At 66.0% G+C, this 24,384-nt stretch carries 23 protein-coding genes; 13 read left to right on the top strand and 10 right to left on the bottom strand.

Going from position 1 to position 24,384, the window contains the following annotated elements:
• Positions 1 to 43 precede the first annotated feature (43 nt).
• The 8 genes from H9532_RS04590 (at position 44) to fmt (ending at position 9,190) form a co-directional block, all read left to right on the top strand.
• On the top strand, positions 44 to 2,338 hold the full coding sequence (locus H9532_RS04590) for an RNB domain-containing ribonuclease (RefSeq protein ID WP_296366066.1): 2,295 nt from the start codon (positions 44 to 46) through the stop codon (positions 2,336 to 2,338).
• Positions 2,339 to 2,342: 4 nt separating this feature from the next.
• Positions 2,343 to 2,972: a flavin prenyltransferase UbiX gene (locus tag H9532_RS04585; protein WP_296366065.1), complete on the top strand. Its 630-nt coding sequence runs from the start codon at positions 2,343 to 2,345 to the stop codon at positions 2,970 to 2,972.
• Positions 2,973 to 2,984: 12 nt separating this feature from the next.
• Positions 2,985 to 3,515, top strand: a complete 531-nt coding sequence (locus H9532_RS04580) for a hypothetical protein (protein WP_296366064.1) — start codon at positions 2,985 to 2,987, stop codon at positions 3,513 to 3,515.
• Between the two features lie 40 nt (positions 3,516 to 3,555).
• Positions 3,556 to 3,987: a DUF2996 domain-containing protein gene (locus H9532_RS04575; RefSeq protein ID WP_296366063.1), complete on the top strand. Its 432-nt coding sequence runs from the start codon at positions 3,556 to 3,558 to the stop codon at positions 3,985 to 3,987.
• 97 nt (positions 3,988 to 4,084) lie between these two features.
• Positions 4,085 to 5,179, top strand: coding sequence for a magnesium-protoporphyrin IX monomethyl ester (oxidative) cyclase (gene acsF / locus H9532_RS04570; protein WP_296366062.1), 1,095 nt, complete (start codon positions 4,085 to 4,087; stop codon positions 5,177 to 5,179).
• Between the two features lie 114 nt (positions 5,180 to 5,293).
• Positions 5,294 to 6,721 (top strand): TldD/PmbA family protein, encoded by a 1,428-nt coding sequence (locus H9532_RS04565; protein WP_296366061.1) that lies wholly within the window; start codon positions 5,294 to 5,296, stop codon positions 6,719 to 6,721.
• Positions 6,722 to 6,723: 2 nt separating this feature from the next.
• Positions 6,724 to 8,109: a TldD/PmbA family protein gene (locus tag H9532_RS04560; RefSeq protein ID WP_296366060.1), complete on the top strand. Its 1,386-nt coding sequence runs from the start codon at positions 6,724 to 6,726 to the stop codon at positions 8,107 to 8,109.
• Between the two features lie 7 nt (positions 8,110 to 8,116).
• A complete protein-coding gene (gene fmt / locus H9532_RS04555; RefSeq protein ID WP_296366059.1) occupies positions 8,117 to 9,190 on the top strand; it encodes a methionyl-tRNA formyltransferase in 1,074 nt (357 codons plus the stop codon).
• Here the strand turns inward: fmt and H9532_RS04550 are convergent.
• From H9532_RS04550 to H9532_RS04530, 5 genes are all read right to left on the bottom strand, one after another.
• Entirely contained in the window at positions 9,172 to 9,954 is a 783-nt protein-coding gene (locus H9532_RS04550; RefSeq protein ID WP_296366058.1) for a DnaJ domain-containing protein, read from the bottom strand. The genes fmt and H9532_RS04550 overlap by 19 nt on opposite strands.
• Positions 9,955 to 9,972: 18 nt before the next feature.
• Positions 9,973 to 11,208, bottom strand: a complete 1,236-nt coding sequence (locus H9532_RS04545; RefSeq protein ID WP_296366639.1) for a DEAD/DEAH box helicase — start codon at positions 11,206 to 11,208, stop codon at positions 9,973 to 9,975.
• A gap of 260 nt (positions 11,209 to 11,468) precedes the next feature.
• On the bottom strand, positions 11,469 to 12,155 hold the full coding sequence (locus H9532_RS04540; protein WP_296366057.1) for a hypothetical protein: 687 nt from the start codon (positions 12,153 to 12,155) through the stop codon (positions 11,469 to 11,471).
• Between the two features lie 8 nt (positions 12,156 to 12,163).
• Positions 12,164 to 12,514, bottom strand: coding sequence for a DUF6464 family protein (locus tag H9532_RS04535; RefSeq protein ID WP_296366056.1), 351 nt, complete (start codon positions 12,512 to 12,514; stop codon positions 12,164 to 12,166).
• A gap of 5 nt (positions 12,515 to 12,519) precedes the next feature.
• Complete coding sequence (locus H9532_RS04530; protein WP_296366055.1) at positions 12,520 to 13,266, bottom strand: TerC family protein; 747 nt, start codon at positions 13,264 to 13,266, stop codon at positions 12,520 to 12,522.
• A 62-nt stretch (positions 13,267 to 13,328) separates the two neighbouring features.
• Between H9532_RS04530 and H9532_RS04525 the strand changes: the two genes are divergently transcribed.
• Entirely contained in the window at positions 13,329 to 14,126 is a 798-nt protein-coding gene (locus H9532_RS04525; RefSeq protein ID WP_296366054.1) for a hypothetical protein, read from the top strand.
• Positions 14,127 to 14,134: 8 nt separating this feature from the next.
• Positions 14,135 to 14,518: a hypothetical protein gene (locus tag H9532_RS04520; RefSeq protein ID WP_296366053.1), complete on the top strand. Its 384-nt coding sequence runs from the start codon at positions 14,135 to 14,137 to the stop codon at positions 14,516 to 14,518.
• Here the strand turns inward: H9532_RS04520 and H9532_RS04515 are convergent.
• Entirely contained in the window at positions 14,493 to 15,218 is a 726-nt protein-coding gene (locus tag H9532_RS04515) for a hypothetical protein (protein ID WP_296366052.1), read from the bottom strand. The two genes, H9532_RS04520 and H9532_RS04515, sit on opposite strands and share 26 nt — an antisense overlap.
• Positions 15,219 to 15,325: 107 nt before the next feature.
• On the opposite strand from H9532_RS04515, the gene mfd reads away from it, so the two are divergent.
• Together mfd and H9532_RS04505 are read left to right on the top strand one after the other, a co-directional pair.
• The gene (mfd, locus tag H9532_RS04510) at positions 15,326 to 18,907 is read left to right on the top strand and encodes a transcription-repair coupling factor (protein WP_296366051.1); all 3,582 of its coding nucleotides are present in this window, start codon (positions 15,326 to 15,328) and stop codon (positions 18,905 to 18,907) included.
• A gap of 96 nt (positions 18,908 to 19,003) precedes the next feature.
• Complete coding sequence (locus tag H9532_RS04505; protein WP_296366050.1) at positions 19,004 to 19,195, top strand: hypothetical protein; 192 nt, start codon at positions 19,004 to 19,006, stop codon at positions 19,193 to 19,195.
• A gap of 19 nt (positions 19,196 to 19,214) precedes the next feature.
• On the opposite strand, the gene H9532_RS04500 is transcribed toward H9532_RS04505, so the two are convergent.
• The 4 genes from H9532_RS04500 to H9532_RS04485 all read right to left on the bottom strand — a co-directional run bounded on the left by H9532_RS04500 (position 19,215) and on the right by H9532_RS04485 (position 22,966).
• On the bottom strand, positions 19,215 to 20,558 hold the full coding sequence (locus H9532_RS04500; RefSeq protein WP_296366049.1) for a S41 family peptidase: 1,344 nt from the start codon (positions 20,556 to 20,558) through the stop codon (positions 19,215 to 19,217).
• 81 nt (positions 20,559 to 20,639) lie between these two features.
• Positions 20,640 to 21,866 carry a (E)-4-hydroxy-3-methylbut-2-enyl-diphosphate synthase gene (gene ispG / locus H9532_RS04495; RefSeq protein WP_296366048.1) on the bottom strand — a complete coding sequence of 409 codons (1,227 nt, stop codon included), beginning with the start codon at positions 21,864 to 21,866 and terminating at the stop codon, positions 20,640 to 20,642.
• A 43-nt stretch (positions 21,867 to 21,909) separates the two neighbouring features.
• Positions 21,910 to 22,554, bottom strand: coding sequence for a uracil-DNA glycosylase (locus H9532_RS04490; protein WP_296366047.1), 645 nt, complete (start codon positions 22,552 to 22,554; stop codon positions 21,910 to 21,912).
• Between the two features lie 10 nt (positions 22,555 to 22,564).
• Positions 22,565 to 22,966, bottom strand: a complete 402-nt coding sequence (locus H9532_RS04485; protein WP_296366046.1) for a VOC family protein — start codon at positions 22,964 to 22,966, stop codon at positions 22,565 to 22,567.
• A 167-nt stretch (positions 22,967 to 23,133) separates the two neighbouring features.
• Here H9532_RS04485 and H9532_RS04480 point away from each other — a divergent pair, with 167 nt between their 5' ends.
• Entirely contained in the window at positions 23,134 to 24,327 is a 1,194-nt protein-coding gene (locus tag H9532_RS04480) for a pyridoxal phosphate-dependent aminotransferase (protein WP_296366045.1), read from the top strand.
• Positions 24,328 to 24,384: the final 57 nt, after the last annotated feature.

Below are 24,384 nucleotides of genomic sequence, written 5' to 3'. Positions count from 1 at the left end.
CAGATCGTCGGGGCGCCAAGGCCACCGATGCCCCCTGAACATCATGAAATTCACGGTCGCCGACCTGATCGACCAGCTCCCAGCTCAGGAGCAACGCAGCCTCAGCGCCCTGGAGAAAGCCCTGGGACTCGGCAGCAAAGCCGATCAGGAGCAACTGCGCATCGCCCTCAGCGCCCTGGTGCGCGTTGGGGTGCTCGAGGAAACAGAAGCCGGCATCAGCCGCGTTGAGGATGAAGGGCTGATCGAAGCCCGCCTGCGCTGCAGCAGCAAGGGCTTCTGCTTTGCCCTGCGGGACGACGGCGGCGAAGACATCTACATCCGCGACAACCAGCTGAACCACGCCTGGAATGGGGATCGTGTGCTGGTGCGCATCACCCGCGAGGGGGGCCGGCGTCGCTCACCCGAGGGTGGGGTGCAGTGCATCCTCGAGCGCAACACCACCAGCCTTCTGGCCCAGGTGGAACAACAGAACGAGCGCCTCCTCGCTGTTCCCCTCGATGACCGGCTGCTCGCCACCATCGAGCTGCCCGCCAGCGACAGCCAATTCCTCAAACCCGCCGACGAAGCGGTCGTGGAGGTGAAGGTGGATCGCTATCCGGTGGGCCAGCTGCCCTCACAGGGTCACGTGGCCCGCAGCCTGCCGGTGAATGCCGGGCCGGAAGCCGACCTGGATCTGCTGATCACCAAACACGGCCTGCGCGAGCAGCCCGCCGCCCCCAAGGCAACCCTCAAGAGCCTCGAGGCCAAGGACAGAGACGACCTCACGGCGCTGCCCACCCTGCTGCTGCAGCCCTGGAGCAGCACCGAGGCATCAATCCTGCCGGCGGTGTCGCTGGAAAGCAGCGAAACAGGGCATCGGTTGTGGGTGCATGCCCCAGCCGTGGCCGAACGGGTGGGCTTCGCCGGTGCGCTCGATCAACATCTGCGCGATCAGGCCGAAGCCCTTTGCCTGGGCAGCAGTTGGCTGCCCCTGCTGCCAGCCGCCCTCACCAAAGCCGCTGCGCTCAAGCCGGGCAGCAGTGAAGCCGCTCTATCGGTGGTGCTCGAGCTCAATGCGGAAGGCGCCTTGGAGCATTACCGCTTCTGCCGCAGCACCATCCGGGTGGATGCCGTGGTGGACGCCAAGGCCCTGCAGGCCCTGGCCGAGCGCAAGCCCAAAGCCCGCACCACGCCGGCGGCGCTCAAGACCCTCAAGGATCAGCTGCCGCTGCTGGAGCAGTTGATCGAGCTGGCCCAGCTGCTGCGTCAGCAGCGCCTGGCCAGTGGCTCGATTGATCTCGATCTGGCCAGGCCCGCCATCGATGATCTGGCCGATCTGGCCATTCCCGAACCGGATGAAAGCCGCCAGGGCTGGCTGGTTCAGCTCGATCCCGCCACCGAGCCCTCCGGCTTGCTGCGCGAACTGGTGCTGCCCGCCCATCGCGCCCTCGGCCGCCACCTGGCGGCGCTGGAGCTGCCCGCCATCTTTGCGGTCAACCCCGCCCCCGATGCAGAGGCCCTCAACGATGTGGCCAAAGCGGCCTTGGCCCTGGAGATCCCCCTGGAGCTCTCCGCCGATGGCAACGCCACCGCCCAGGAGCTAGCCCAAGCTTTTGCCGGCAGCGATCGCTGCCGGGTGCTGCAACAGCAACTGCGCGAACCGCTCAAGCCCGTCACCTTCAGCAGCGAAGCCGGTGCGAATGCCCTGGCCGGCGAAGCGGTGGCCCTGGCGCCTTGGTGCTGCCCCGGCCTGCACTACGCCGACCTCTGGAACCAGCACGTGCTCAGCCTGCTGCTGAGCGAAGGCAAAGACAGGCCCTCTGTACGCCACAAAACACGGGTGGACATCGCCGGTGACAGCAGCCACGGCCTGATCGATTGGCCGCTGATGCCGCCAAGCCAGATCCAACCCCTCGAGGAGGGGCGCAGCGCAGCGCTACTGCATCGCCTCAACGGCCGCTGCCGCTTCGCCGCAGACCTCCAGGCCGATGCCCTGGCGATGGCCCAGGCGCGCCAGGCCGAGCCGCTGGTGGGTCAGACCCTCACCGGTGTGATCAGCGGTGTGCAGAGCTACGGCTTCTTTGTGGAGGTGCCCCCCTCCCAGGTGGAGGGCTTGGTGCACGTGAGCTCCCTCAAGGACGACTGGTACGAGTACCGCTCGCGCCAGAACCGACTGGTGGGCCGCAAGAACCGCCGCACCTACATGCTTGGTGATGCTGTTGAGGTGACCATCCAGAAGGTGGATGTGCTGCGTCACCAGATCGATCTGGCGGTGGTGCTCCCCGAGGGCTACGAGGAATACGTGCCCGATAGCGACGGCGATCACGGCGCTGACGACAGCGACGCCGGCGAGGAGTGAACGCTTGAGCCACCCTCAGGGGCACGATCCGATTGTGTTGGCCGTCTCAGGGGCGAGCGCCCAGCCCTTGGCCCAGCGTGCTCTGCAGCTGCTACTGCAGGCCAAAGAGCGCGTGGAACTCGTGGTGAGCCGCGGTGCCATCGGCGTCTGGCAAGCGGAGCTGGGTGTCCGGGTCCCGAGCGAACCCGACGCCCAAGAGCGTTTCTGGCGCGAGCGCACCGGCTGCGAGAGCGGCTCCCTGCGCTGCCACCGCTGGAACGATCAAGCCACCGGCATCGCCAGCGGCAGCTATCGCACCCGGGGGATGGTGATCCTGCCCTGCTCAATGGGCGCCGTAGGCCGCATCGCCTCCGGTGTGGCCACCGATCTGCTCGAACGCTGCGCCGATGTGCACCTCAAGGAAGGGCGGCCGCTGGTGATCTGCCCGCGGGAAACCCCCTGGAACCTGGTGCACCTCCGCAACCTCACGGCCCTGGCCGAAGCCGGTGCCCGCATCGCGCCACCCGTGCCGGCCTGGTACCACCAACCCACCAGCATTGAAGAGATGGTGGACTTTCTCGTGATCCGGGTGTTCGATTGCCTCGGCTATGACCTGGGCAACCTGCAGCGCTGGAGCGGCCCGATCCAGTCCTGAGCCCTGCCCCCTGTGCCTGTGCTGCAACGCCTCCTGCTGGTTCCGCTGCTCTCCCCCCTGCTGGCGGTGCTGCTGGTGTCGGCCATCAACCCGAGACCCGGCGTGAGCGTGCGGCTCCTCACCTGGAGCTCACCGGCCTGGCCCCTCGGCGGCTGGCTGGCCGCCGCCGCAGGCCTGGGGGCAGCGATGAGCGCTGGCGGCACAGCCCTGGCCCTGCAAGGTCAGGTCGCAGCTGTGGCACCGCGCCGCCAGGTGCGCCGGCGAAGTGATGACGAACGCGACGACTGGCAGGAATCGCGCAGCGAGCCAGTCCGTTCCAATGGGTCCACCAGCGATTCCGCTCAGCGCCCGTTTGCCTGGGCTGGCCCCGCTCGCAGTGCCGGCGAACCAGCACCAACGGTGTCGGTTCCATTCCGGGTGATCCGCAAGGGATCATCAGCGGCCGGCAGCACCCAAGCCGTCAAGAGCCCAGCACCGGCCCAAGCCCCAGCCGCCACAGACGACAACAGCGACTGGAATACCGCGCTCAGCGAGGACTGGTGATCTCTAAAGTTCGCCTGCGTCTTCCCCGAGGCCTGCGACGGTGACCGATTCCGCCCAGCCAGCCCAGGCCAAGCCCGCTGAAGCGGCCCCCGCCAAGCCGGCCAAACCCCCGGCACCGGAGGAGAAGCCTTTTGCCGACTTCGTCCCCAACCTGCTGATCCCGGCCATCGCCAAGGAGATCGAGGCCTACGGCGGCCCTGCCTGTGAGCTGCGCTTTGAGCAGGGACCGATGCCCGTGGTGGGCAGCCCCTGCTGGATGGTGGTGGGCGAACTCCCCCAGGCCCGCCGCTTCTGGCTGTGCTTCACCAGTGATGCGATCAGCTCCGCCAAAACCATTGCCGTGGCCGAAGCCGGCGCCGAGCCCAGCCTCCTGGAGTCGTTCCTGATCGACGAGAAGAAGATGACCCTGGCGCTGCTGGTGTCGCGTCTGGTGCAACGCCTGAACGGCCAGAAGTGGCTGGGGGCCAACTAAGCCCCTCGCCAGAAGCTCAGTTCCAGCTGGTGAAGCTGAGCCTCAGCACCACCGCGGGTCCCCCTACGATGGAGTTTCCGTCCGTAGACCCATCCCGATGGTGCCTCCAGCCGTTGCTACGCCCGATACCGCAACAGCCATCGGCACACCCGACGCGCCGGCCATCAAAGACCCGGTGAAGGACACGATCCTCACCCCGCGCTTCTACACCACGGATTTCGAGGCCATGGCGGCCATGGACCTCAGCCCCAACGAGGCTGAGCTCGAGGCCATCTGCGAAGAATTCCGCAAGGACTACAACCGCCACCATTTCGTTCGCAACGAAGAATTCGAAGGCGCAGCCGACAAGCTCGATCCCGACACCCGCCGGGTGTTTGTTGAGTTCCTCGAGCAGAGCTGCACCTCCGAGTTCTCTGGCTTCTTGCTCTACAAGGAGCTCAGCCGCCGCATTAAAGAGAAGAACCCGCTGCTGGCCGAGTGTTTCGCCCACATGGCCCGCGATGAGGCCCGCCATGCCGGCTTCCTCAACAAGGCGATGAGCGACTTCGGGCTGCAGCTCGACCTCGGCTTCCTCACCGCCAGCAAGGCCTACACCTACTTCAAGCCCGAATACATCTTCTACGCCACCTACCTGAGCGAGAAGATCGGCTACTGGCGCTACATCGCCATCTTCCGCCACCTCGAGAAGAACCCTGACAGCAAGATCTTCCCGATCTTCAATTTCTTCGAGAACTGGTGCCAGGACGAGAACCGCCACGGCGACTTCTTTGATGCGCTGATGAAAGCGCAGCCCAAGAGCGTGACCGGCCTGCGCGCCCGCCTCTGGTGCCGCTTCTTCCTACTTGCCGTGTTTGCCACCATGTACGTGCGCGACGTGGCCCGCAAGGAGTTCTACGAAGCCCTTGGCCTCGATGCCCGCGAGTACGACAAGTACGTGATCGCCAAAACCAACGAGACCTCCGCTCGGGTCTTCCCGGTGGTGCTCAACGTGGACCATCCGAAGTTTTACGAGGGTCTCGAGCAGCTGGTGCGCAACAACAACGAGCTGGCTGCCGCCGACGCGAGCAACGCCATTGCGCCGGTGAAGCTGCTGCGCAAGCTGCCTTACTGGGTGGCCAACGCCGCTGAGATGGCCAAGCTCTTCCTGATGAGCCCGATCCGCAGCGAGCAGTTCCAGCCGGCCGTGCGCTGATCTCTCGAACCTGCCTCTGCGCTGAAGGCCCCAGCCCCTGTGGCTGGGGCCTTTTTGCTAGGAAATCAACAGCTTCAAGCCCGGTAGGGCTCCACCCTCACCACCCGCAACCGCGTGATCGCTGCAGCACCGCCAACCACTGGCGTCCTCGATAGCCACTGGAGCCCAGCCCTGGAAAATCTGCTGGCCAGCGGCCGTGCCGCCGGTGCGGATCTGGTGGAAGTATTCCTCGAGCGCACCGATCACCTCGGCGTTCTGGCGGAGCAAGACACGATCACCAGCGTGACCCCCGCCTTCGGCATGGGAGCCGGGATCCGGGTGTTCCTGGGCAAGCGCGATGGCTTCGTGAGCACCAACGACCTGAGCCCAGCTGGTCTGCGCCGCGCCCTCGAGCAAGCCCTGGGCATGCTCGGCTTGGCCACCAGTGCCAACGGCCGCAGCGGCTTTGACGGTCTGCCGGCGCTGCGGGATTTCGCCGCCAGCAAGGGTGACTGGCTGCAGCGCTGCCCCCAGATCCAGGAGGCCACCGCCCGCCTGCTGGAGGGCACCGATCAGCTGCAGCGCCAGGGCAGCCACCTGCAGGCCCGCCGAGGCAGCTACGCCCGCGACTGGCAGGAAGTGCTGATCGCGGCCAGCGATGGCACCTTCGGCCGCGACATTCGCCTGCACCAATCGGTGGGGCTGAACGTGCTGGCGGCCGACGGTGAACACCGCGCCGGCGTCGGCCGCCGCTACGGCACCTCCGATCAGCCTGATGATCTGCGCCGCTGGGATGCCACGGCGTCTGCCGCCGAGGTGTGCGGCAGTGCCGGCACGATGCTCTATGCCGACTACGTGGAAGCCGGCCAGATGCCGGCGGTGCTCGCCAACCGCTTTGGTGGCGTGATCTTCCACGAGGCCTGCGGCCACCTGCTGGAAACCACCCAGGTGGAACGGGGCACCACCCCCTTCGCAGAACGGGTGGGTGAGTCCATCGCCCATGAGGCCGTGACCGCCATCGATGAAGGCCTCACCGGTGGCGCCTTTGGCTCCCTGTCGATGGACGACGAGGGCATGGAAGCCCAACGCACGGTGCTGATCCAGAACGGCGTGCTGCAGCGCTTCATCAGCGACCGCGCCGGTGAACTGCGCACCGGCCATGCCCGCACCGGCAGCGGCCGCCGCCAGAGCCACACGTTTGCGGCCGCCAGCCGCATGCGCAACACCTACATCGATGCAGGGCCGCACACGCCCGAGCAGCTGATCGCCTCGGTGGACAAGGGCCTCTACTGCAAATCCATGGGCGGCGGCAGCGTGGGCCCCACCGGCCAGTTCAACTTCGCGGTGGAGGAGGGGTACCTGATCGAGAACGGCCAACTCACCAAGCCGGTGAAGGGCGCCACCTTGATCGGCGAAGCCAAGGAGGTGATGCCGCGCATCTCCATGTGCGCGAACGACCTCGAACTCGCCGCCGGCTTCTGCGGCTCCGTGAGCGGCAGCATTTTCGTGACCGTGGGCCAACCCCACATCAAGGTTGATTCGATCACCGTGGGAGGCCGTTGAACATGAGCAGCCATCAAGCCACCAGCGGCAACGGCCTCAACGCCGAACAGCTGCGCAACAGCCTGGCCAGCATTGCCGCCAGCAACGGCATCCGCCGCTGGGATCTCGGCGCCGCCTGCTCCACCGACATCTCCGTTCAGGTGGATCGCGGCGAACCCAAACAGATGAAGGGTGCCCAACGCAGCTCGATCACCGTGCGGGTGTGGAACGACGCCGGCCTCGTTGGGGTCACCAGCACCTCCGACCTCAGTGAAACAGGCCTGGAGCGCGCCCTGACCGGTGCCAAAGAGGCGAGTGCCTTCGGCAACCCCGACGACATCCCAGCCTTCTCGCCCCTGGCAACCGCGCCGCTGGCCACGCTCGATCAACCGATCCATCAGCCCCAGGGGATCCTGCGGCTGCTCGACACGCTTAAGGGGGCCGAGCAAGAGCTGTTGGCCCGCCACGACGCCATCGCCACCGTTCCCTACAACGGCCTAGCCGAGCGCAGCAGCGAGCGGATCTATCTCAACAGCGACGGTGCCTGCCGCCAGCAGCAGCTCAGCACCGCCAGCCTCTACCTCTACGCCCGCGCTGAAGAAGCCGGCCGCAAACCACGCAGCGCCGGAGCCGTGCGCCTGGCCTATGGCGCCAGTGATCTCGACGTGGCCGGTTGCATTCACGAGGCAGCCGAGCGAACGATCAGCCACCTCAACTACGCCCCGATTGAAACCGGGCGCTACACCTGTGTGTTCAGCCCCGAGGCCTTCCTCGATCTGATCGGCGCCTTCAGCGGTCTGTTCAATGCCCGCGCCGTGCTGGATGGAGTAAGCCTCAGCAACCGCGACTCCATCGGCGAAACCCTGGCGGTTCCCTTTCTCGACATCCACGACAACGGCCTGCATCCCGGCAACATCGGCGCCTCGGCGTTCGACGGCGAAGGCACCCCCACCAAGCGCTTGGCGCTACTGGAAGGCGGCGTGCTGCGGAACTTCCTCCACTCCGAAGCCACCGCCCGGGCCTTTGGCGTGAGCCCCACGGGCCACGCCGGCATGGGCGCCAAGGTGTCGGTGGGACCTGACTGGTTCGAGATTGGCACCACTCCCGGCAGCGACGGAGGACAGGCCGGGCTGGATCGCTTCAAGGCTGGGGAGGCAATCGTTTGGATCGATTCCCTCTCCGCACTGCATGCCGGTGTGAAGGCGAGCCAAGGCTCCTTCTCCCTTCCATTTGATGGCTGGTTGATCCAGAACGGCGAACCCCGCTCGATCGAAGCGGCCACCGTGGCCGGCGATATCCGCCAGGTGCTGAAGGCGATCGTGGGCTTTGAGGGAGAAGCCAAGATCACTCCCGACGGCCTCTGCCCGATGGTGTGGGTGGAGGGTCTCTCGATCACCGGCGAGGCCTGATGTCGGCGTGAAGGTTCTGTTCTGGGGCACCCCGGCCTATGCCGTGGCCAGCCTCGATGCCCTTGTGGCGGCTGGCCATCAACTCGTGGGCGTTGTCAGCCAACCCGATCGCCGCCGCGGCCGTGGAAAAACCCTGGTGGCCTCTCCGGTGAAGGCCCGCGCCCTCGAGCTGGGCATCCCCGTGTTCACTCCTGAGCGGATCCGGCGCGAACCCGAATGCCAACAGCAGCTCGCCGATCTAGGGGCCGACATCTACGTGGTGGTGGCCTTCGGCCAGATCCTGCCGCCGGAGATCCTGCAGCAGCCGCCCCTGGGCTGCTGGAACGGTCATGGATCACTGCTGCCGCGTTGGCGTGGCGCCGGACCCATCCAATGGAGCCTGATCGAAGGCGACAGCACAACCGGTGTGGGCGTCATGGCGATGGAAGAAGGGCTCGACACCGGCCCGGTGTTGCTTGAGCGCTCCATCCAGATCGGCTTGCTGGAGAACGCCTACCAGCTAGCCGAACGCCTCGCCGCTCTCACTGGCACCTTGCTGGTGGAAGCGCTGCCGCTGATCGAGGCGGCCGGCCCGGGCGCTGAGGCCGAACGGCTGCAGCGGCTGGGGGTCAGGGCGCAAAGCGAAGAGGGCATGACCTACGCCCGCATGCTCACCAAAGAGGATGCCCAGATCGATTGGGACCAGTCGGCCTTGCACATTCACCGCAAGGTGATGGGGCTCTATCCAGGGGCCACCAGCAGCTGGCAAGGAAAACGGCTGAAACTGCTGGCCACCGAACCGTTGGTGAAGCGCCTGGCGGCTGAGCTGAGCCCGGAAGCTGCCGAGCTCGCCGAGCGTTGGGGTCAGCGGCACGATGGCCAACCTTCTAGCGATGCAGCGAAGCCAGGCACGGTGTTGGCTGTGATGTCGGGCGTCGGGATGGTGGTGGCCAGCAGCGGCTGCCCGCTGCTGGTGCGGGAAGCCCAGCTGGAGGGCAAGGCGGCCGCCAGCGGCACCCAGCTGTTGCAGCAACTGCAGGCCAAGGCTGGGGATCTGCTGGGGTATGCGCAGCCTGATCCAGCTCAGGCCATCAGCAATTGATAGGCGTCGTTCACGCGGCGGAAAGCCTCGGCCTCACCACCCACGTCGGGGTGATGTTGCTTCACAAGGCGGCGATGGGCCTTTTTGATCGCGTCGCGGGAGGCACCCCAGGCCAAGCCCAATTGCTGGTAGGCCGCAGCTCGGCGCGGATCGCTGCCGGGGGGCGGCCCAGGGGGTGCCTCGTTTGCGGTTTGTGCCTGGCGGGAGTGAGCGCCGGCCCCGGGTGAGCGGCGGCGCTGCTCCAGCCGCTGGCACTGCTGACGCAGCTCCGCCACCACGCGGCGGGATTCATCGGCCAACCACTCGCGAGCGCTCACGCCATAAACGGCAAAAGCCGCCCGCAGCGCCAGCTGCTGCTTGCTGCTGAGGCCATCCAGGGCCTGCTGCAGATCACGCCCCAAACCAGGTGCCAAGCGATCGAGACGCTGCTCAAGGCTCAGATGTGGCAGAAAGCTGGAGCGGTTGAGGTGGGCAATCAAACCCATCAGCCCATGGCCTTCATCCCCGGCCCGCAGCTGGGACCAACCCGGTTGCTGCATCAGCTGGCGGGCCCAGTGCGCAGCCTCAGATTGGCTCAGCCACTGGGGTTTTGCCGTGGTGGCACGCGGTTCACGCTCCAGCCGCTCATAGCGATCGAGCAAGCGGCGCAGACGCAGCACCTCCTGCTTGAGGGCTGCGTTCTCCTGGAGCAGGGCATCGAGATTGCCGGTGATCGGCCGGGAGGGGCTTCTGCCAGACGGCCAATCCCGTGGATCAAAGCCCATTGCCCCCTGCCTTCAGCCTCAACGCTGCCGCGAGCGCGCCGCAGGAGCACGCCCACGCCCCGCTGCACCACCAGCACCGCCGCCACCGTTCCCACCGCCGCGACGGCCACCACCACCGCCACCACGACCGCGGCCACCACTGAGATCCAGCGGCGGAGCCGAGTGGATGGTGCGCTCAAAGCCCGGCACCTCCTGCTTGGGCAGTGGATTGCCGATCAGGCGCTCGATCGCCCGCAGCAACTCATGCTCCTCGGCGGCCACCAGCGACACGGCATGCCCATTGCAACCGGCACGGCCGGTACGCCCGATGCGGTGCACGTAGTCCTCCGCCTGGTTGGGGAGATCCAGATTCACCACGTGGGGCAGCTGATGGATGTCGATGCCACGGGCGGCGATGTCCGTCGCCACCAGCACCCGCAGCTCGCCGCTCTTGAACCCGGCCAGCGCACGGGTGCGAGCACCCTGACTTTTGTTGCCATGAATCGCTGCAGCCGCCATTCCCTCCTGAGTGAGGCGATCGGCGATGCGATTGGCGCCGTGCTTCGTGCGGGAGAAGACCAACACCTGCTGCCAGTCGTTGCTTTTGATCAGGTGGCAGAGCAGATCCGGCTTGCGCGCCATGTCGCAGGGATGCAGCAGGTGCTCCACCGTGGTGGCGGTGCGGTTCTCCGGGGTGGCCTGCAGTTGCACCGGATTGTGCAGCAACCCAGTGGCCAGCTTCTTGATCGAAGCCTCAAAGGTGGCCGAAAACAGCAGGTTCTGGCGCTTGGCGGGGAGCAGGGCCAGGATTTTCTGGATGTCGCGGATGAAGCCCATATCGAGCATCCGATCAGCTTCATCGAGCACCAGGATCTCCACCCGGTTGAGTTTCACGGCGTTCTGCTGCGCCAGATCCATCAACCGCCCTGGTGTGGCCACGAGCACATCGGCGCCACCGCGGAGGCGCATCATCTGGGGGTTGACCTTCACCCCGCCAAACACAACATCCGAGCGCAGATCGAGGTGGCGCGAATAGGCCGCCACGTTCTCGCCCACCTGAGCGGCCAGCTCACGGGTAGGCGTGAGCACCAGGGCCCGCACCACGTTGTTGCGAGCGTGGGGGCCATGCCGCAGCCGCTCGAGCATCGGCAGGGTGAAGCCAGCGGTCTTGCCCGTTCCCGTTTGTGCGGCCGCCATCACATCGCGGCCTTCCAACACCGCGGGGATGCATTGGGCCTGGATGGGCGAGGGGTTGGTGTAACCCTTCTCCAGCACCGCCTGCACGATCGGGCGTCCCAGACCGAGAGCGGCAAAGGCCGAGCTGCTCAGCTCCTCCTCAGACAAGATCCGGGCAGGCGAGGAGTTCGCGGCGCTGGCCCTCGTAGCCCCTCCCATAGCAGCTCCAGAAGGGCTTCCGGTTGCCGACGGGCTGATGCGCCTGATGCGCTGCCGCGACGTGCGTCCGGTGCGCTGCTCCTGTCCCGGAGCTGGGTGGGTGGAGGAGGAGATAGGGAAACAGCGCTTGGAACCTCACCCTACGGGCGAGGCGGCATCGGCAATTCTGTGTAGAGGGCGCGGGCCTGATCCAGGGTGAGGGCCAGATCCTGATCACTGAGATCACAGGCTTCCGGCCAGTGGGCCTGCAGCCAGCGGCGGAAGCCATCAGCGTCATCCCAGAAGAACGCCTCCTGGGCCGCCAACACCCGGAACTTGAGGAACTCCAACAGCCGTGAGCGCAGCCGAGCTGGCTGAATCAGGCGGCAGCAGCGTGCATCCACCCACAGCTGGAACCGTTCACCAGGCAAAACCGATCCCAGCGGAGGGGCAAGCACTTCCACCAATCCAGCCGGCTGGTGATGGGCCTGCTTCGTTTCAGGGTGGGGGTAATAGATCAGAGCATCAACCGCTGTGATGCGCGCATCCAAGGGCTGCAGCCGGCAGCGCCAGAACGAGAAGGTCTCGGGGGGATGGCGATCGCTCCAGAGCAGTTGCTCCACGTGGTGATCGGGTTGACGCAATCGCCATTCGCCGGGGCTGAAATCAAGGTTGAGCGTGGCCGGCTGATACGGGCTGAGATCGACGCCGTGCCGTGCAAACAGCGGAGCCTGAAGACTGATGGTGCCCGCGGGATAAGGGCTATCTGCAGCACGGCCTGACGCCACACCATGCCCGGCCACGCAACAGCCAACGTGCGCCGTGGTGCATTCGGTTGCAGTGTTCATCTCAGCCATCAAGGTTCCACTGAGGCAGTGGAGTGATGCGCGCAGCGATCACAGGGCCCATCCGGCAGCACAGCGCAGCGCAGCAGCGGGCTATGGGCGTTGTAGCGGCAACTCGGATCGCCGATCACCCAGCGCCCCTGCCACCAGCGGGCATCGGCGGGCTGTTTCTGCGCTTTCACCTGCAGAGCGATGGAGCTGAGCTCATAGCGACCACTGCGCAGCTGATAGCGGTGATGACGCTGCAACACCAAAAAACTGCGGTCGTCGACCACCAACCAGCGACCAGGCTGGGGGATCTCGTCGAGATCAAGGCGTTCGAGCAAACGGTTGCTGCCGGCCTGACGCAGTTCCACGTGCATGCCGTTCAGGGTGTGAGTTCGCTGGTGTCAGGACTGGGGAAGCGACTGGAGAACCCCCAAACAAAGAGCATCCCTACCAGCGCCAAAAGGACCCATTCCGGGGGCACCAGGTTCGGCGCCGCCAGGCGAATCAGGAGACGCACCCCCACCAAACCCACCGCCAGATAGCCCGCCGTTTCGAGGTGACGAAACACGCTCAGCCAACGGATGAACAGGGCGGAGGTGAGCCGCAGCGCCACCACGCCGATGACACCGCCGGCCATGACCAGCAGCAGGTTGTCGCTCACCGCCACCGCAGCGGCCACGCTGTCGAGGGAAAAGGCGAGATCCGTGAGGGCCAGGGTGCCCACCACCGCCAGCAGGCTGCGGTCGTGATGGGCAGAACCCGGTTCTAGAGCTTGGTCTGCCTCCGCTTCGGCAGCCGGATCACCGGAGGGAAGCAGGTTGCTGATGCAGAGCCAGAGCAAATAAGCCGAAGCCAACAGCTGCAGCGGCCAGAAATCCAGCACCCAGCGCGCCACGGCGATCAGCAACAGCCGAAACACCAGCGCCAGCCCAAGGCCGAAGTTCAGGGCCTGCCCCTGCTGACGGGGATCGCGAAGCTGCCGGGAGATCGCAGCGAGGGCGATGGCGTTGTCGGCCGAAAGCACCGCCTCCAGGGCCACCAGCAACGGCAGCAGCAGGAGCAGTTCACCCCACTGATCCGCAGCCTGAATCAGGGGTGTAAGGGAAGGAATCGACTCCGCTTCCATCGCGCCGTGCAGAGGATTCCTGAAGCGGGCAGTCTAGAAACGATCAACGCCCCGCCCCGCTGATGCAGATCCCACCGGTGCTCAAGGTGCGGCTCGTGCATGCGGAGCCCGGCCAGCGGGTGGTGCAGGTGAGCGCGTGGCAGGGCAACAGCTGCGTAGGCAGTGCCCTCGGTGAAGCGGCCGGTGCCGAGGACGCAGAAGAGCGGGCGATCGCCCGATTGCAGCAGCGACTGGCAGCAGCAGCACCGGCTGGGACCCCAGAGCCTGCTGCAGCCCCAGCAGCGAATGCGGCGGTTCGCCATCCGGTGATTCGGCCAGCAGCCTTGCCGGCGCCTACCCCGGTGGCTGAAGACAACAGTCCGGAGACGCAAGAGCCTCCCCAGCCCAGCCTGTTCAGCCCCGCCGAACCACAACCCCCAACTGAACCCCTGCCGCCAGCAGCGGGTGTGGAACCACCGGCCGATCCCGATGACTGGAGCGATGAGCTAGCTGAGCTCGATGTGCAGCTGCAGCGCATCGGCTGGGATCGCAACCAGGAGGGGCAGTACCTGCAGCGGGCCTTCGGCCATCCCAGCCGCAATCGGCTCACGGCCTACGCCGATCTGGTGAGCTATCTGCGTTGCCTGCGCAACCTGAGCAGTGGATGTGATCCCAACAGCGCGCCGGTGCCCCTACGCCGCAAAGACTTACTCGAGCAATGCGACCAACTGCTGCGCAGCCTGCAATGGGATGCAGCCCGCGGCCGGCAGCTCCTGGAGCAGCAGTTCCAGCTGAGCAGCCGTCAGCAGCTGAGCGACGAGCAGCTGCTGCAGTTCAACATGCTGCTGGAGGAGTCGCTGATGAGCCCGGTGGAGGCCTGAGCCAGCCCATGCCCCGCTACGCCCTGCTGGAGCACACCGGCGCCCCAGACGATCCCAGCGGCTGCCACTACGACCTGCTGCTCGAGGACGGCGACCATTGCCGCGCCTGGCGTCTACCCCACAGACCCGCCGCCGGAGAGGCCGCGCAAGCCGCTGTCGAACTAGCCCCCCATCGCCTGGTGTGGCTAACGCCGCGCAGCGCCGCCGTTTCCGGTGGACGAGGCTGGGCCCGCGGCATTGCCCATGGCCACTACGCCGGTGCCTTGCCCCGCGAAGCCAAGGCCCCAGTGATTGTTCGGCTGCTCGATGGTGCACTGGAGGGCTGGTTGCGCCTGGAGAGTGGCTGCTGCGTGCTGGAGCGATGCACTACCCCAACCGGCAATGCGCCGTGATCAGCCGAATACCGATCTGGAGGTTGTCCTGGTTCGCGTAGGCCTCTTCCTCTAAGGCACGCTCCAGAGCACTGCTGTTGCGGTAGAGGGGTTCTTGGAGATGACGCCGCGCTGAACCCTGCACTTGCCGCGATAAGCCGAGCAACTTTGGATAGGCGCTCAGGCCCCCGTTACGACAGCTCTGGGCAACATGAATGGCTTCATGGTTCAGCACCCGAGCGAATTCACGGCTGCCTTTCGAAGGAATGTCGGGCCGAATCCGCAACACGCCACGAGCCGGTTCCCATTCACCGGCCGCGCCCTGCTTGCGCGGTGGGCCGAGCAGCAACGTCACACCCGATTGCCGCATCTGCGTGAGCAACTGGCGGATCACGGATCGCTCCAGATCGAAGCGCGGGGGATGACGCATCAGGGCCTTGATCTGATCCAGCGTCAGCGGCTGATCATCCGGGCGTTTTTGATAGACGTAGCGCGTGCCACCGCCGGGGATCGGCTCTGCCCGAGGCACCCAGGCCCGATCAGCAGACCCCAGCTGAGCGAAGAGACCCGACTCGCGCTCAGGGGTGAGCACAAAATCGCGACTTGATGCCAGAGCCTGGGGGTTCGGGCCCTTCGCCAAGACGCCCTCGGCGGCTGGTGCCGCTGCTCCGTGCAGAGCATCACCGCGCTCCGCCAGACGGCTCAGGGCCAAACCAGCCACCAACAACAGCGCAAGGGGGGCAACCCTGCTCAGGCAACCGCAGCGAGGAGGAGCGCTAGCCATCCACCCATTCTTGCGAGGATGGGCCGGTGTGCCGATTGAGCTCCATGCCCCTCACCGCCCTGGTGCGCCAGCTGCAGCAGGCTCCACTCACCGGGGAAGTGCTGCAGCGCAGCCAGCGGGACGAGCGGCTGCGGATGAGCGGTGCCGGTCGTGGGGCCAGGGCTCTGGTGAGCAGCGCCCTGGCGGCCGCGGCCGATGCACCGTTGCTAGTGCTGGTGCCCACCTTGGAAGAAGCGGGCCGCTGGGCGGCGCTACTCGAGCTAATGGGCTGGAGCAGCGCTCAGCTGTATCCAACCAGCGAGGGCAGCCCCTATGAGCCCTTCGATCCCACCAGCGAGATCACCTGGGGGCAGCTGCAGGTGCTCAGCGAACTGCTGGATCTGCCGGGTGATGGCGATAGCAGCAAGGCCGGCGGTCAGCGGTTGGCCATCGTGGCCACCGAACGGGCCCTGCAGCCGCACCTCCCGCCACCGGCAGCCCTGAAAGCCCAGTGCCTGAGCCTGCGCAAGGGCGACACGGTGGATCTCGAGGAGCTGGGCGAAACACTCACGCGCCTGGGCTATGAGCGCGTCACCGCGATCGAGCAAGAGGGCAGCTGGAGCCGCCGCGGCGACATCGTCGATGTGTTCCCGGTGAGCGCCGAGCTGCCGGTGCGCTTGGAGTTTTTCGGCGAAGACCTGGAGAAACTGCGGGAATTCGATCCCGCCAGCCAGCGCTCCCTCGATCCCATCGAGGTGGTGCGCCTGACTCCCAGTGGCTACGGCCCGCTAATCGCGGCAGCGCTGCGTGAGGCGATGCCCGATGGGCTCGATCAGCTGCTCAGCCCGGAGGCACTCGAGCAACTGCTGGAGGGGGGCACACCGGAGGGGATGCGGCGGCTGATGGGCCTGGCCTGGAATGAGCCGGCCTCGCTCCTCAGCTATCTCCCCGCCAACACCCTGATCGCCGTGGATGAACGGCGCCATTGCCTGGCCCACGGCCAGCAGTGGTTCGATCACGCCAGCGACCACCACAGCGAAGTCAGCGCCGAGCTGGGCGCGGAGCTACCGGCGGTGCTGCATCGGGCACCCGAGCAGGCGCTGGCCACCACCGAGGCCTTCGCCGGCTTCGATCTGGCGGAGCTGCATGAAAGCGATAGCCATGCCAACAGCTTCGATCTGGCCAGCCGGCCCGTGCCGGCCTACCCCAATCAGTTCGGGAAGCTCGCTGAGCTGATCAAGGGCTTCCAGCGCGACAAGGCCAAGGTGTGGCTGCTTTCAGCTCAGCCCACCCGGGCCGTGGCGCTGCTCGAAGAGCACGACTGCATCAGCCGCTTCGTGCCCAACCCCGGCGATGTCGCCTCGATCGAGCGGCTGATCGAGCAGAACACGCCGGTGGCCCTCAAAACCAAGGGCACCGCCGAACTGGAGGGTTTGCAGCTGCCGGCCTGGAAGCTGGCGCTGATCACCGACCGCGAATTCTTCGGGCAGCAGTCGCTCACCGCCACGGGCTATGTGCGCCGGCGCCGTAAGGCCGCGAGCCGCACGGTGGATCCCAACAAGATGCGCCCCGGTGATTTCGTGGTGCACCGCAACCACGGCATCGGCAAGTTCCTCAAGCTCGAGAAGCTGGCGATCAGCGGCGAATCGCGCGACTACCTGGTGGTGCAGTACGCCGATGGCCTGCTGCGGGTGGCGGCCGACCAACTCGGCAGCCTCGGCCGCTACCGGGCCACCACCGAGCAACCGCCGGATCTCAACCGGATGGGCGGCACGGCCTGGAGCAAGGTCAAGGAGCGGGCCCGCAAGGCCGTTCGCAAGGTGGCGCTGGATCTGGTGAAGCTCTACGCCGAACGCCACCAGGCCGCGGGTTTTTGCTTCCCCGCCGATGGCCCCTGGCAAAGCGAACTGGAGGAGTCGTTCCCCTACGAACCCACCCCCGATCAGCTCAAGGCGATCGCCGATGTGAAGCGCGACATGGAAAAGCCCCAGCCTATGGACCGGCTGGTGTGCGGCGATGTGGGCTTCGGCAAAACCGAAGTGGCGATCCGCGCCATCTTCAAGGCCGTCACCGCTGGAAAGCAGGTGGCGATGCTCGCCCCCACCACCGTGCTGGCGCAGCAGCACTGGCGTTCACTCTCCGAACGCTTTGCGCCCTATCCGATCAAGGTGAGCCTGCTCAACCGCTTCCGCACCGCCGGCGAACGCAAGGCGATCCAGGAGGGCCTGGGGGAAGGCACGGTGGATGTGGTGGTGGGCACCCACCAACTGCTGGGCAAGGGCACCGCCTTCAAGCAGCTGGGGCTGCTGGTGGTGGATGAGGAGCAGCGCTTCGGCGTGAACCAGAAGGAAAAGATCAAGGCCCTGCGCAAAGACGTCGACGTGTTGACCCTCTCGGCAACCCCGATCCCGCGCACCCTCTACATGAGCCTCTCCGGCGTGCGGGAGATGAGCCTGATCACTACGCCGCCGCCCCTGCGCCGCCCGATCAAAACCCACCTCGCCGCCCTGGATGAGGAGGCGGTGCGCAGCGCCATCCGCCAGGAGCTCGATCGCGGCGGCCAGATCTTCTACGTGGTGCCGCGGGTGGAGGGCATCGAAGACGTGGCTGAGGGGTTGCGGTTGATGGTCCCGGGCCTACGTCTCCTGGTGGCCCACGGCCAGATGGCCGAAGGCGAGCTGGAGAGCGCCATGGTGGCGTTCAACGCCGGCGAAGCCGACCTGATGCTCTGCACCACGATCGTGGAGAGCGGCCTCGACATCCCGCGCGTCAACACGATCCTGATCGAAGACGCCCACAAGTTCGGCCTGGCTCAGCTGTATCAGCTGCGGGGCCGAGTGGGCCGCAGCGGCATCCAGGCCCATGCCTGGTTGTTCTATCCGGGTGATGCCTCGTTGAGTGAGGCGGCGCGGCAGCGGCTGCGGGCCATCCAGGAATTCGCCCAGCTGGGCAGCGGTTATCAGCTCGCCATGCGCGACATGGAGATCCGCGGCGTGGGCAACCTGTTGGGGGTGGAGCAGAGCGGCCAGATGGAAACCATCGGCTTCGACCTCTACATGGAGATGCTGCAGGAATCCCTGGCGGAAATTCAGGGGCAAGACATCCCCGCCGTCGACGACACCCAGATCGATCTACCGATCACCGCCTTCATCCCCGGCGACTGGATCGCCGACAACGACGAGAAGATGGCGGCCTACCGCGCCGCGGCTGACTGCGGCAGCCCCGAAGCTCTGCTGCAACTGGCCACCGACTGGGTGGATCGCTATGGCGCCATCCCGGCACCGGTGATCTCACTGCTGCAGCTGATGGAGCTGAAGCTGCTGGCCAAGCACTGCGGCTTCTCACGTATCAAACCCGAGAAGCCCAACATCGCCCTGGAAACACCGATGGAGGAGCCCGCCTTCCGCCTGCTGCGCCAGGGCTTGCCACAGCACCTGCACGGCCGGTTGGTGTTCCAGGCCGGTTCCGGCACCACCTCCAAAGTGCTGGCCCGGGGGCTGGGGGTGCTGCCGATGGAGAAGCAGGTGGAGGAGCTGATGACCTGGCTCAAGCAAATGGCCGAACAGATTCCCGGCGCCGATGGCCTCACCGATGCGCAACGCGCCGAGCAGCTCAAGGCGAAAAACGAAGCTGTGCTGGCGGTGTGAATCCAGGCGAGATCGAGGGCTGTCGCTGAATCGTGGAGGCCCTCTCAGACGCGCAAAAGTCCGTTACAATTGTGAGAACTTCTGTAACGGGCTCTCATGGGCGCTGGTCTGGGCGAGGTGATCGATCTGAGTTCCAGCTTCGGCGGCGGTGGCCTGAGTCTCATCTCCTCGCTCGTAGGACTGGTGGCCCTAGGTGTGTTCGCCCTGCTGCAAGGCGATACCGGCAACGACGACGACGACTCCACTCCCGGTGGTGGCCTGATGCAGCCGGTCGGCGGCGCCGCCTGAGAGCCAGCAGGCCGAAGCCTCAGCGGCTGCTGCCTGCCCCATTCAGTGCTGCCGGCACGTTGGCACTAGCCGGGTTGTAGAGCTTGGCCTTGGTCACACCGTTGCTGGCTTTCACCTGCTTGAGCAGGGTTGACTCCGCGGCGCGATACTGGCTGTCCTTGGCGGTACCCAGATCTTCGAGCCGCAGCTTCTGGGCTTCCTGGGCCGAGAGCTTGGCGCGCACATCCGGGTCAATGCCGTGCTTATGGATGTCGCGGCCGTTGGGGGTGAGGTATTTGGCGATGGTCACGGTCATGCCGGAACCATCCGAAAGCCCGCGCACGGATTGAACCAGGCCTTTGCCAAAGGTCTTCTCACCCACCACCACAGCGCGGTGGTTGTCCTGCAGGGCACCGGAAAGAATTTCGCTGGCACTGGCTGAACCTTCATTCACCAGCACCACCAGCGGGCGCTGGGTGAGGGCGCGGCCATTCGCTCGTTTGGTGTCCTGAATGCCGTCTCGGGTCTTGGTGGACACGATCACCCCCTCATCCATCCACTGGCGCGCAATGGCAATGCTGGCCATCAGCAAACCGCCGGGATTGCTGCGCAGATCGAGCACATAACCCTGCACGTTCTCGCCCTCCAGCTTTTTGAGGGCATCCGCCATGTCCTTGGCGGCATTGGCATTGAACTGCTTGAGGCGGATGTAGCCGATGCGGGTGCCATCGGCACTGGTGTTCACCTGGCTGTCAACGGCGTGCAGCTCGATGCGGGCTCGCACCAGTGGCGCATCCACCACCTTGCCGTCGCGGCGCAGCTGCAGATTCACGGTGGTGCCGGCCTGTCCGCGGATCAGCTTCACCGCGTCCTCCGTCGACATGCCCTTGGTGCTCTTGCCGTCGATCGAAAGGATCACGTCCTTGGGCATCACACCAGCCCTGGAGGCGGGCGAGCCCTCGATCGGACTCACCACCACCAGCTCTTTGGTCTCCTTGTCGAGGCTCAGCTGGATGCCCACCCCGGTGAGTTCACCGGAGGTGTCGATCTGCATCTCCTTGAACTCACGCGGATCCATGAACCGCGTGTAGGGATCATCCAGGCTGGCGAGCATGCCGCGGATGGCTTCGTAGCTCTCCTTGGAGCTGCCATAGGTTTTGGAAAGCACCTGGCGCCGCAGGTTGCGCCATTTCTCCGGCGTGTACTTGCCGTTGATATCCAGGTAGTCCCGGAAAACGATCTGCCAGGTCTGATCGATCACCTCCTTGGGGCTATCGGTGACCAACGAGGCGGAGCTGGGCGCCAGCAGCGGCGGCAGGGCCACCGCCCCGAGCGCACCCACACCCACCAGCACCAGGACCCGCTTACCCCGAATGCTGCCCATCAACGAGCTCCTGAGCCCTTGCAATGAACTCAAACTAGCCCCTGATTCGGGCCTTGGAAGGAGGGAAAACCGGAGAATCCATCAGGGATCCACCCAGCGGCCGTCCTCCTTGATCAAGGCAATCAGCGCCTCCACACCTTCGGCCTCCGGCACCCGACGGATTTCCTCGCGGCCGCGGTAGAGGGAAATCACGCCCGGGGTCTTGCCCACATAACCGTAATCAGCATCCGCCATTTCGCCGGGACCGTTCACGATGCAGCCCATCACGGCGATGTCCAGGCCGGTGAGATGGGCGGTGGCACTGCGCACCTTGTGGAGCACCTCTTCAAGGTTGAACAGAGTGCGGCCGCAGCTGGGGCAGCTCACGTACTCCACCATCGTTTTGCGCAGGCCCAGGGCCTGGAGGATGGAGTAGCAAACCGGGATCTCCTTCTCAGGAGCTTCGGTGAGCGACACCCGGATCGTGTCGCCGAGGCCTTCGCTGAGCAGGGTGGCGATGCCGGCTGTGCTCTTGATGCGGCCGTAGTCGCCATCACCGGCTTCGGTCACCCCCAGGTGCAACGGGTAGTGGAAACCTTCGGCATCCATCCGATCGGCCATCATCCGGTAGGCGGCCAACATCACCGGCGCCCGCGACGCCTTCATCGAGATCACGATGTTGTGGAAGTCGAGCCGGTCGCAGATGCGGATGAACTCGAGGGCGCTCTCCACCATGCCCAAGGGGGTGTCGCCGTAGCGGAACAGCATCCGCTCCGCCAGGGAGCCATGGTTCACGCCGATCCGCAAGGCTTTGTCCTGCTCCTTCAGCAGCTTCACCAGCGGCTCAAACGTTTCGGTAATGCGATCGCCGATAGCCGCGATCTCCGCATCCGAAAACTCAGTGCGGTTGGGATCGGGCTTGTCGAACACAAACAGGCCCGGGTTGATGCGCACCTTGTCCACGTGCTGCGCCACTTCCAAGGCGATCTTCATGCCGTTGTGGTGCACATCCGCCACCAGCGGCACCGGCTTGTAGGTGCTCTCCAAGCGTTGGCGGATCTCGCCCATGGCCTTCGCATGGGCCAACGACGGCACCGTGACGCGCACGATCTCGCAGCCGGCTTCATGCAGGCGGCGAATCCCAGCGGTGGCCCCCTCGATGTCGAGGGTGTCCTCGTTGATCATCGACTGCACCACCACCGGGTGGTCGCTGCCCATCCAGAGGTCGCCGACGCGCACGCTGCGGGTCTTGCGGCGGCGGATCACCGTGTCGTAACGGGGGTTGTTCGCTGCCTCGGTTGCCGGAGCGGAAGCCAGAGAGGCGGTCATGGCAGCAGCGCGCGCTAGGGCCGAAAAGGTTGGCGCAAGCCTGTCACAGCGGAGCGGTCAATTGGGCCAGACGCCGCTGCACATCCTGCAGGTCGTGCCAGGTGAGCCATTTCGGTGACCCTCGCTCCTTGGAGGCGTTGCGGAGCAAGTAGGAGGGATGCAGGATCGGCATCAACCAGCGCCCCTCGAGGCTGCCCCCTTCACCGCGGCGCCACTGACCGCGCAATTTGGTGATCCCGCCCTTGATGCCCAGCAGGCCCTCCACCGCCGTGGCACCAGCCAGCAGGATCACGGGCGGATCCACCAGCGCGATCTGCTGATCCAGCCAGGGCCGGCAGGCCGCCATCTCCAGGGCTGTGGGCTTGCGGTTCTCCGGCGGGCGGCACTTCACGATGTTGCAGACGTAGGCATCGCGGTTGCTGTCGATTCCCACGCTCTCGAGCATCCGATCGAGCAGCTGACCAGAGCGCCCCACAAACGGCTTGCCCTGCTCGTCTTCCTGGGCACCGGGGCCCTCACCGATCACCATCAGCGGGGCTTGGGGATTACCGCGGCTCACCACCACCTGGGTGCGGCTGCTACCCAGGCCGCAGCGGCGGCAACCATCACAGGCCTCGGCCACCTGCGCAAGTTGCTGCTCCTGCTCGGACACAGACAGGCGGCTCGCTGCTGGCGGAAACATCGTCATGGGGGCGACTTTATGAACCGCTCACCAGCAGCAGCAGTCCATTGCCCTCTGGATCCAGCAGCCACACCTCGCAGCCGAAGGCTTCCTGCCGCGGCGCTTCCAACCGCTGGGCACCCAGCGCCAGCGCCTGCTCCATCCACAGCTCCAGCGCAGCGCCATCTCCCTGCCGTTTCAGGCACACCGCCAGCCGTCCGCGCCCGGGCGGTAGCGGCCGCTCACGGCTCGGGTGATACAGCTCCAGCCAGCCCATCCCCGGCAGCGACACCCGCCAATGGGCAGCGCTGAAACCCGGCGCAGGCGAAGCCTCCACGAGGGCGGCATAAAAGGTCGCAAGAGCCTCGGGGTCATCGGCTGCGAGCACCAGCGCCGCCGAGAGCGGCTCCATCGAATGCAACGAGGCCGGATCAGACATCACAGGGACTGGAGCCAGGTGCGCACTCACCAGGCTGAGAGATGGGGCCTACCAGGCTGGGCAATACCAAACAGTGTGCGCTGAACGCTTGCGCGGATAGGGAATACGGCAGGATGCACACCACACCGGCAAAGCCCTGCGGCGTTGCCCCTTTCGTCGCTGCGCCGATGCTGCGCCCGCCCTCTCAGCGCACCCTGACGCTGTCCGCCCGGGCCGAGGCTCTTCAGCCTTCCCTCACCCTGGCCATCGCCGCCAAAGCCAAGGCGCTCAAGGCCGAAGGCCACGACATCTGCAGCCTCAGCGCCGGTGAGCCGGATTTCGACACCCCGTACTTCATTTGTGAGGCCGCGGCCGCGGCCTTGCGCAATGGCCAGACCCGCTACGGTCCCGCCGCCGGCGAGCCAGCCCTACGGGAGGCGATCGCCGCCAAGCTGAGCCGCGAAAACCACGTGCCCACCCGCGCCGAGCAGGTGCTGGTGACCAACGGCGGCAAGCAGGCGCTCTACAACCTGTTCCAGGTGCTGCTTGGCCCCGGTGATGAGCTGCTGCTTCCCGCCCCCTACTGGCTGAGCTATCCAGAGATCGCCCGACTGGCAGAAGCCTCGGTGCGCCTGCTGCCCAGCTCGGCCGCTGAAGGGTTCCGGCTCGATCCCGCCCAGCTGGAGGCCGCCATCACCCCGGCCAGCAAGCTGCTCGTGCTCAACAGCCCCAGCAATCCCACAGGGATGGTGCTGAGTCGCCAGGAGCTTGAGGCCATCGCCGCTGTGTTGCGCCGCTATCCGCAGGTGGCGGTGGTGTGCGATGAGATCTACGAATTCCTGCTGGCCCCTGGCCATCAGCACCACAGCCTGGCGGCTGTGGCCCCGGATCTCGCCGATCGCGTGTTCAGCGTGAATGGCTTTGCCAAGGGTTGGGCGATGACCGGCTGGCGCATCGGCTGGCTGGCCGGGAATGCCGAGGTGGTGAAGGCCGCTATTGCCCTGCAGAGCCAGAGCACCAGCAACGTGTGCAGCTTTGCCCAATTCGGAGCCCTCGCCGCCATCGAAGGCTCCCGCGACTGCGTGCACGCCATGGCGGAGCAGTTCAACGAGCGCCGCCAACTGCTGAGCGATGGGTTGCAGGCGATCGCCGCGCTGCAGCTGCTCCCACCCGAAGGGGCCTTTTATGCCTTCCCGGATGTGAGCAGCACCGGCCTCGACTCCATGACCTTCTGCAACCGACTGCTCGATGAGCACGGGCTGGCGGTGGTACCCGGGGTTGCCTTCGGCGACGACCGCTGCATTCGGCTCTCCTGCGCAGCCGCCAACAGCACCATCGAAGACGGACTGCGCCGGCTGGAGCGGTTCATCCACAGCCTTTAATCCTGCTCTCCAGGCTGACCAGCCCACTGGGAGAATCAGCTGGCACCTGTTGCGGTG

Origin of the sequence: Vulcanococcus sp. Clear-D1 (assembly GCF_014654725.1) — a bacterium.
Taxonomy (GTDB): domain Bacteria; phylum Cyanobacteriota; class Cyanobacteriia; order PCC-6307; family Cyanobiaceae; genus Vulcanococcus.
The sequence above is the reverse complement of the archived record's forward strand: the minus strand, read 5'-3'. Positions and strand labels throughout refer to the sequence as shown.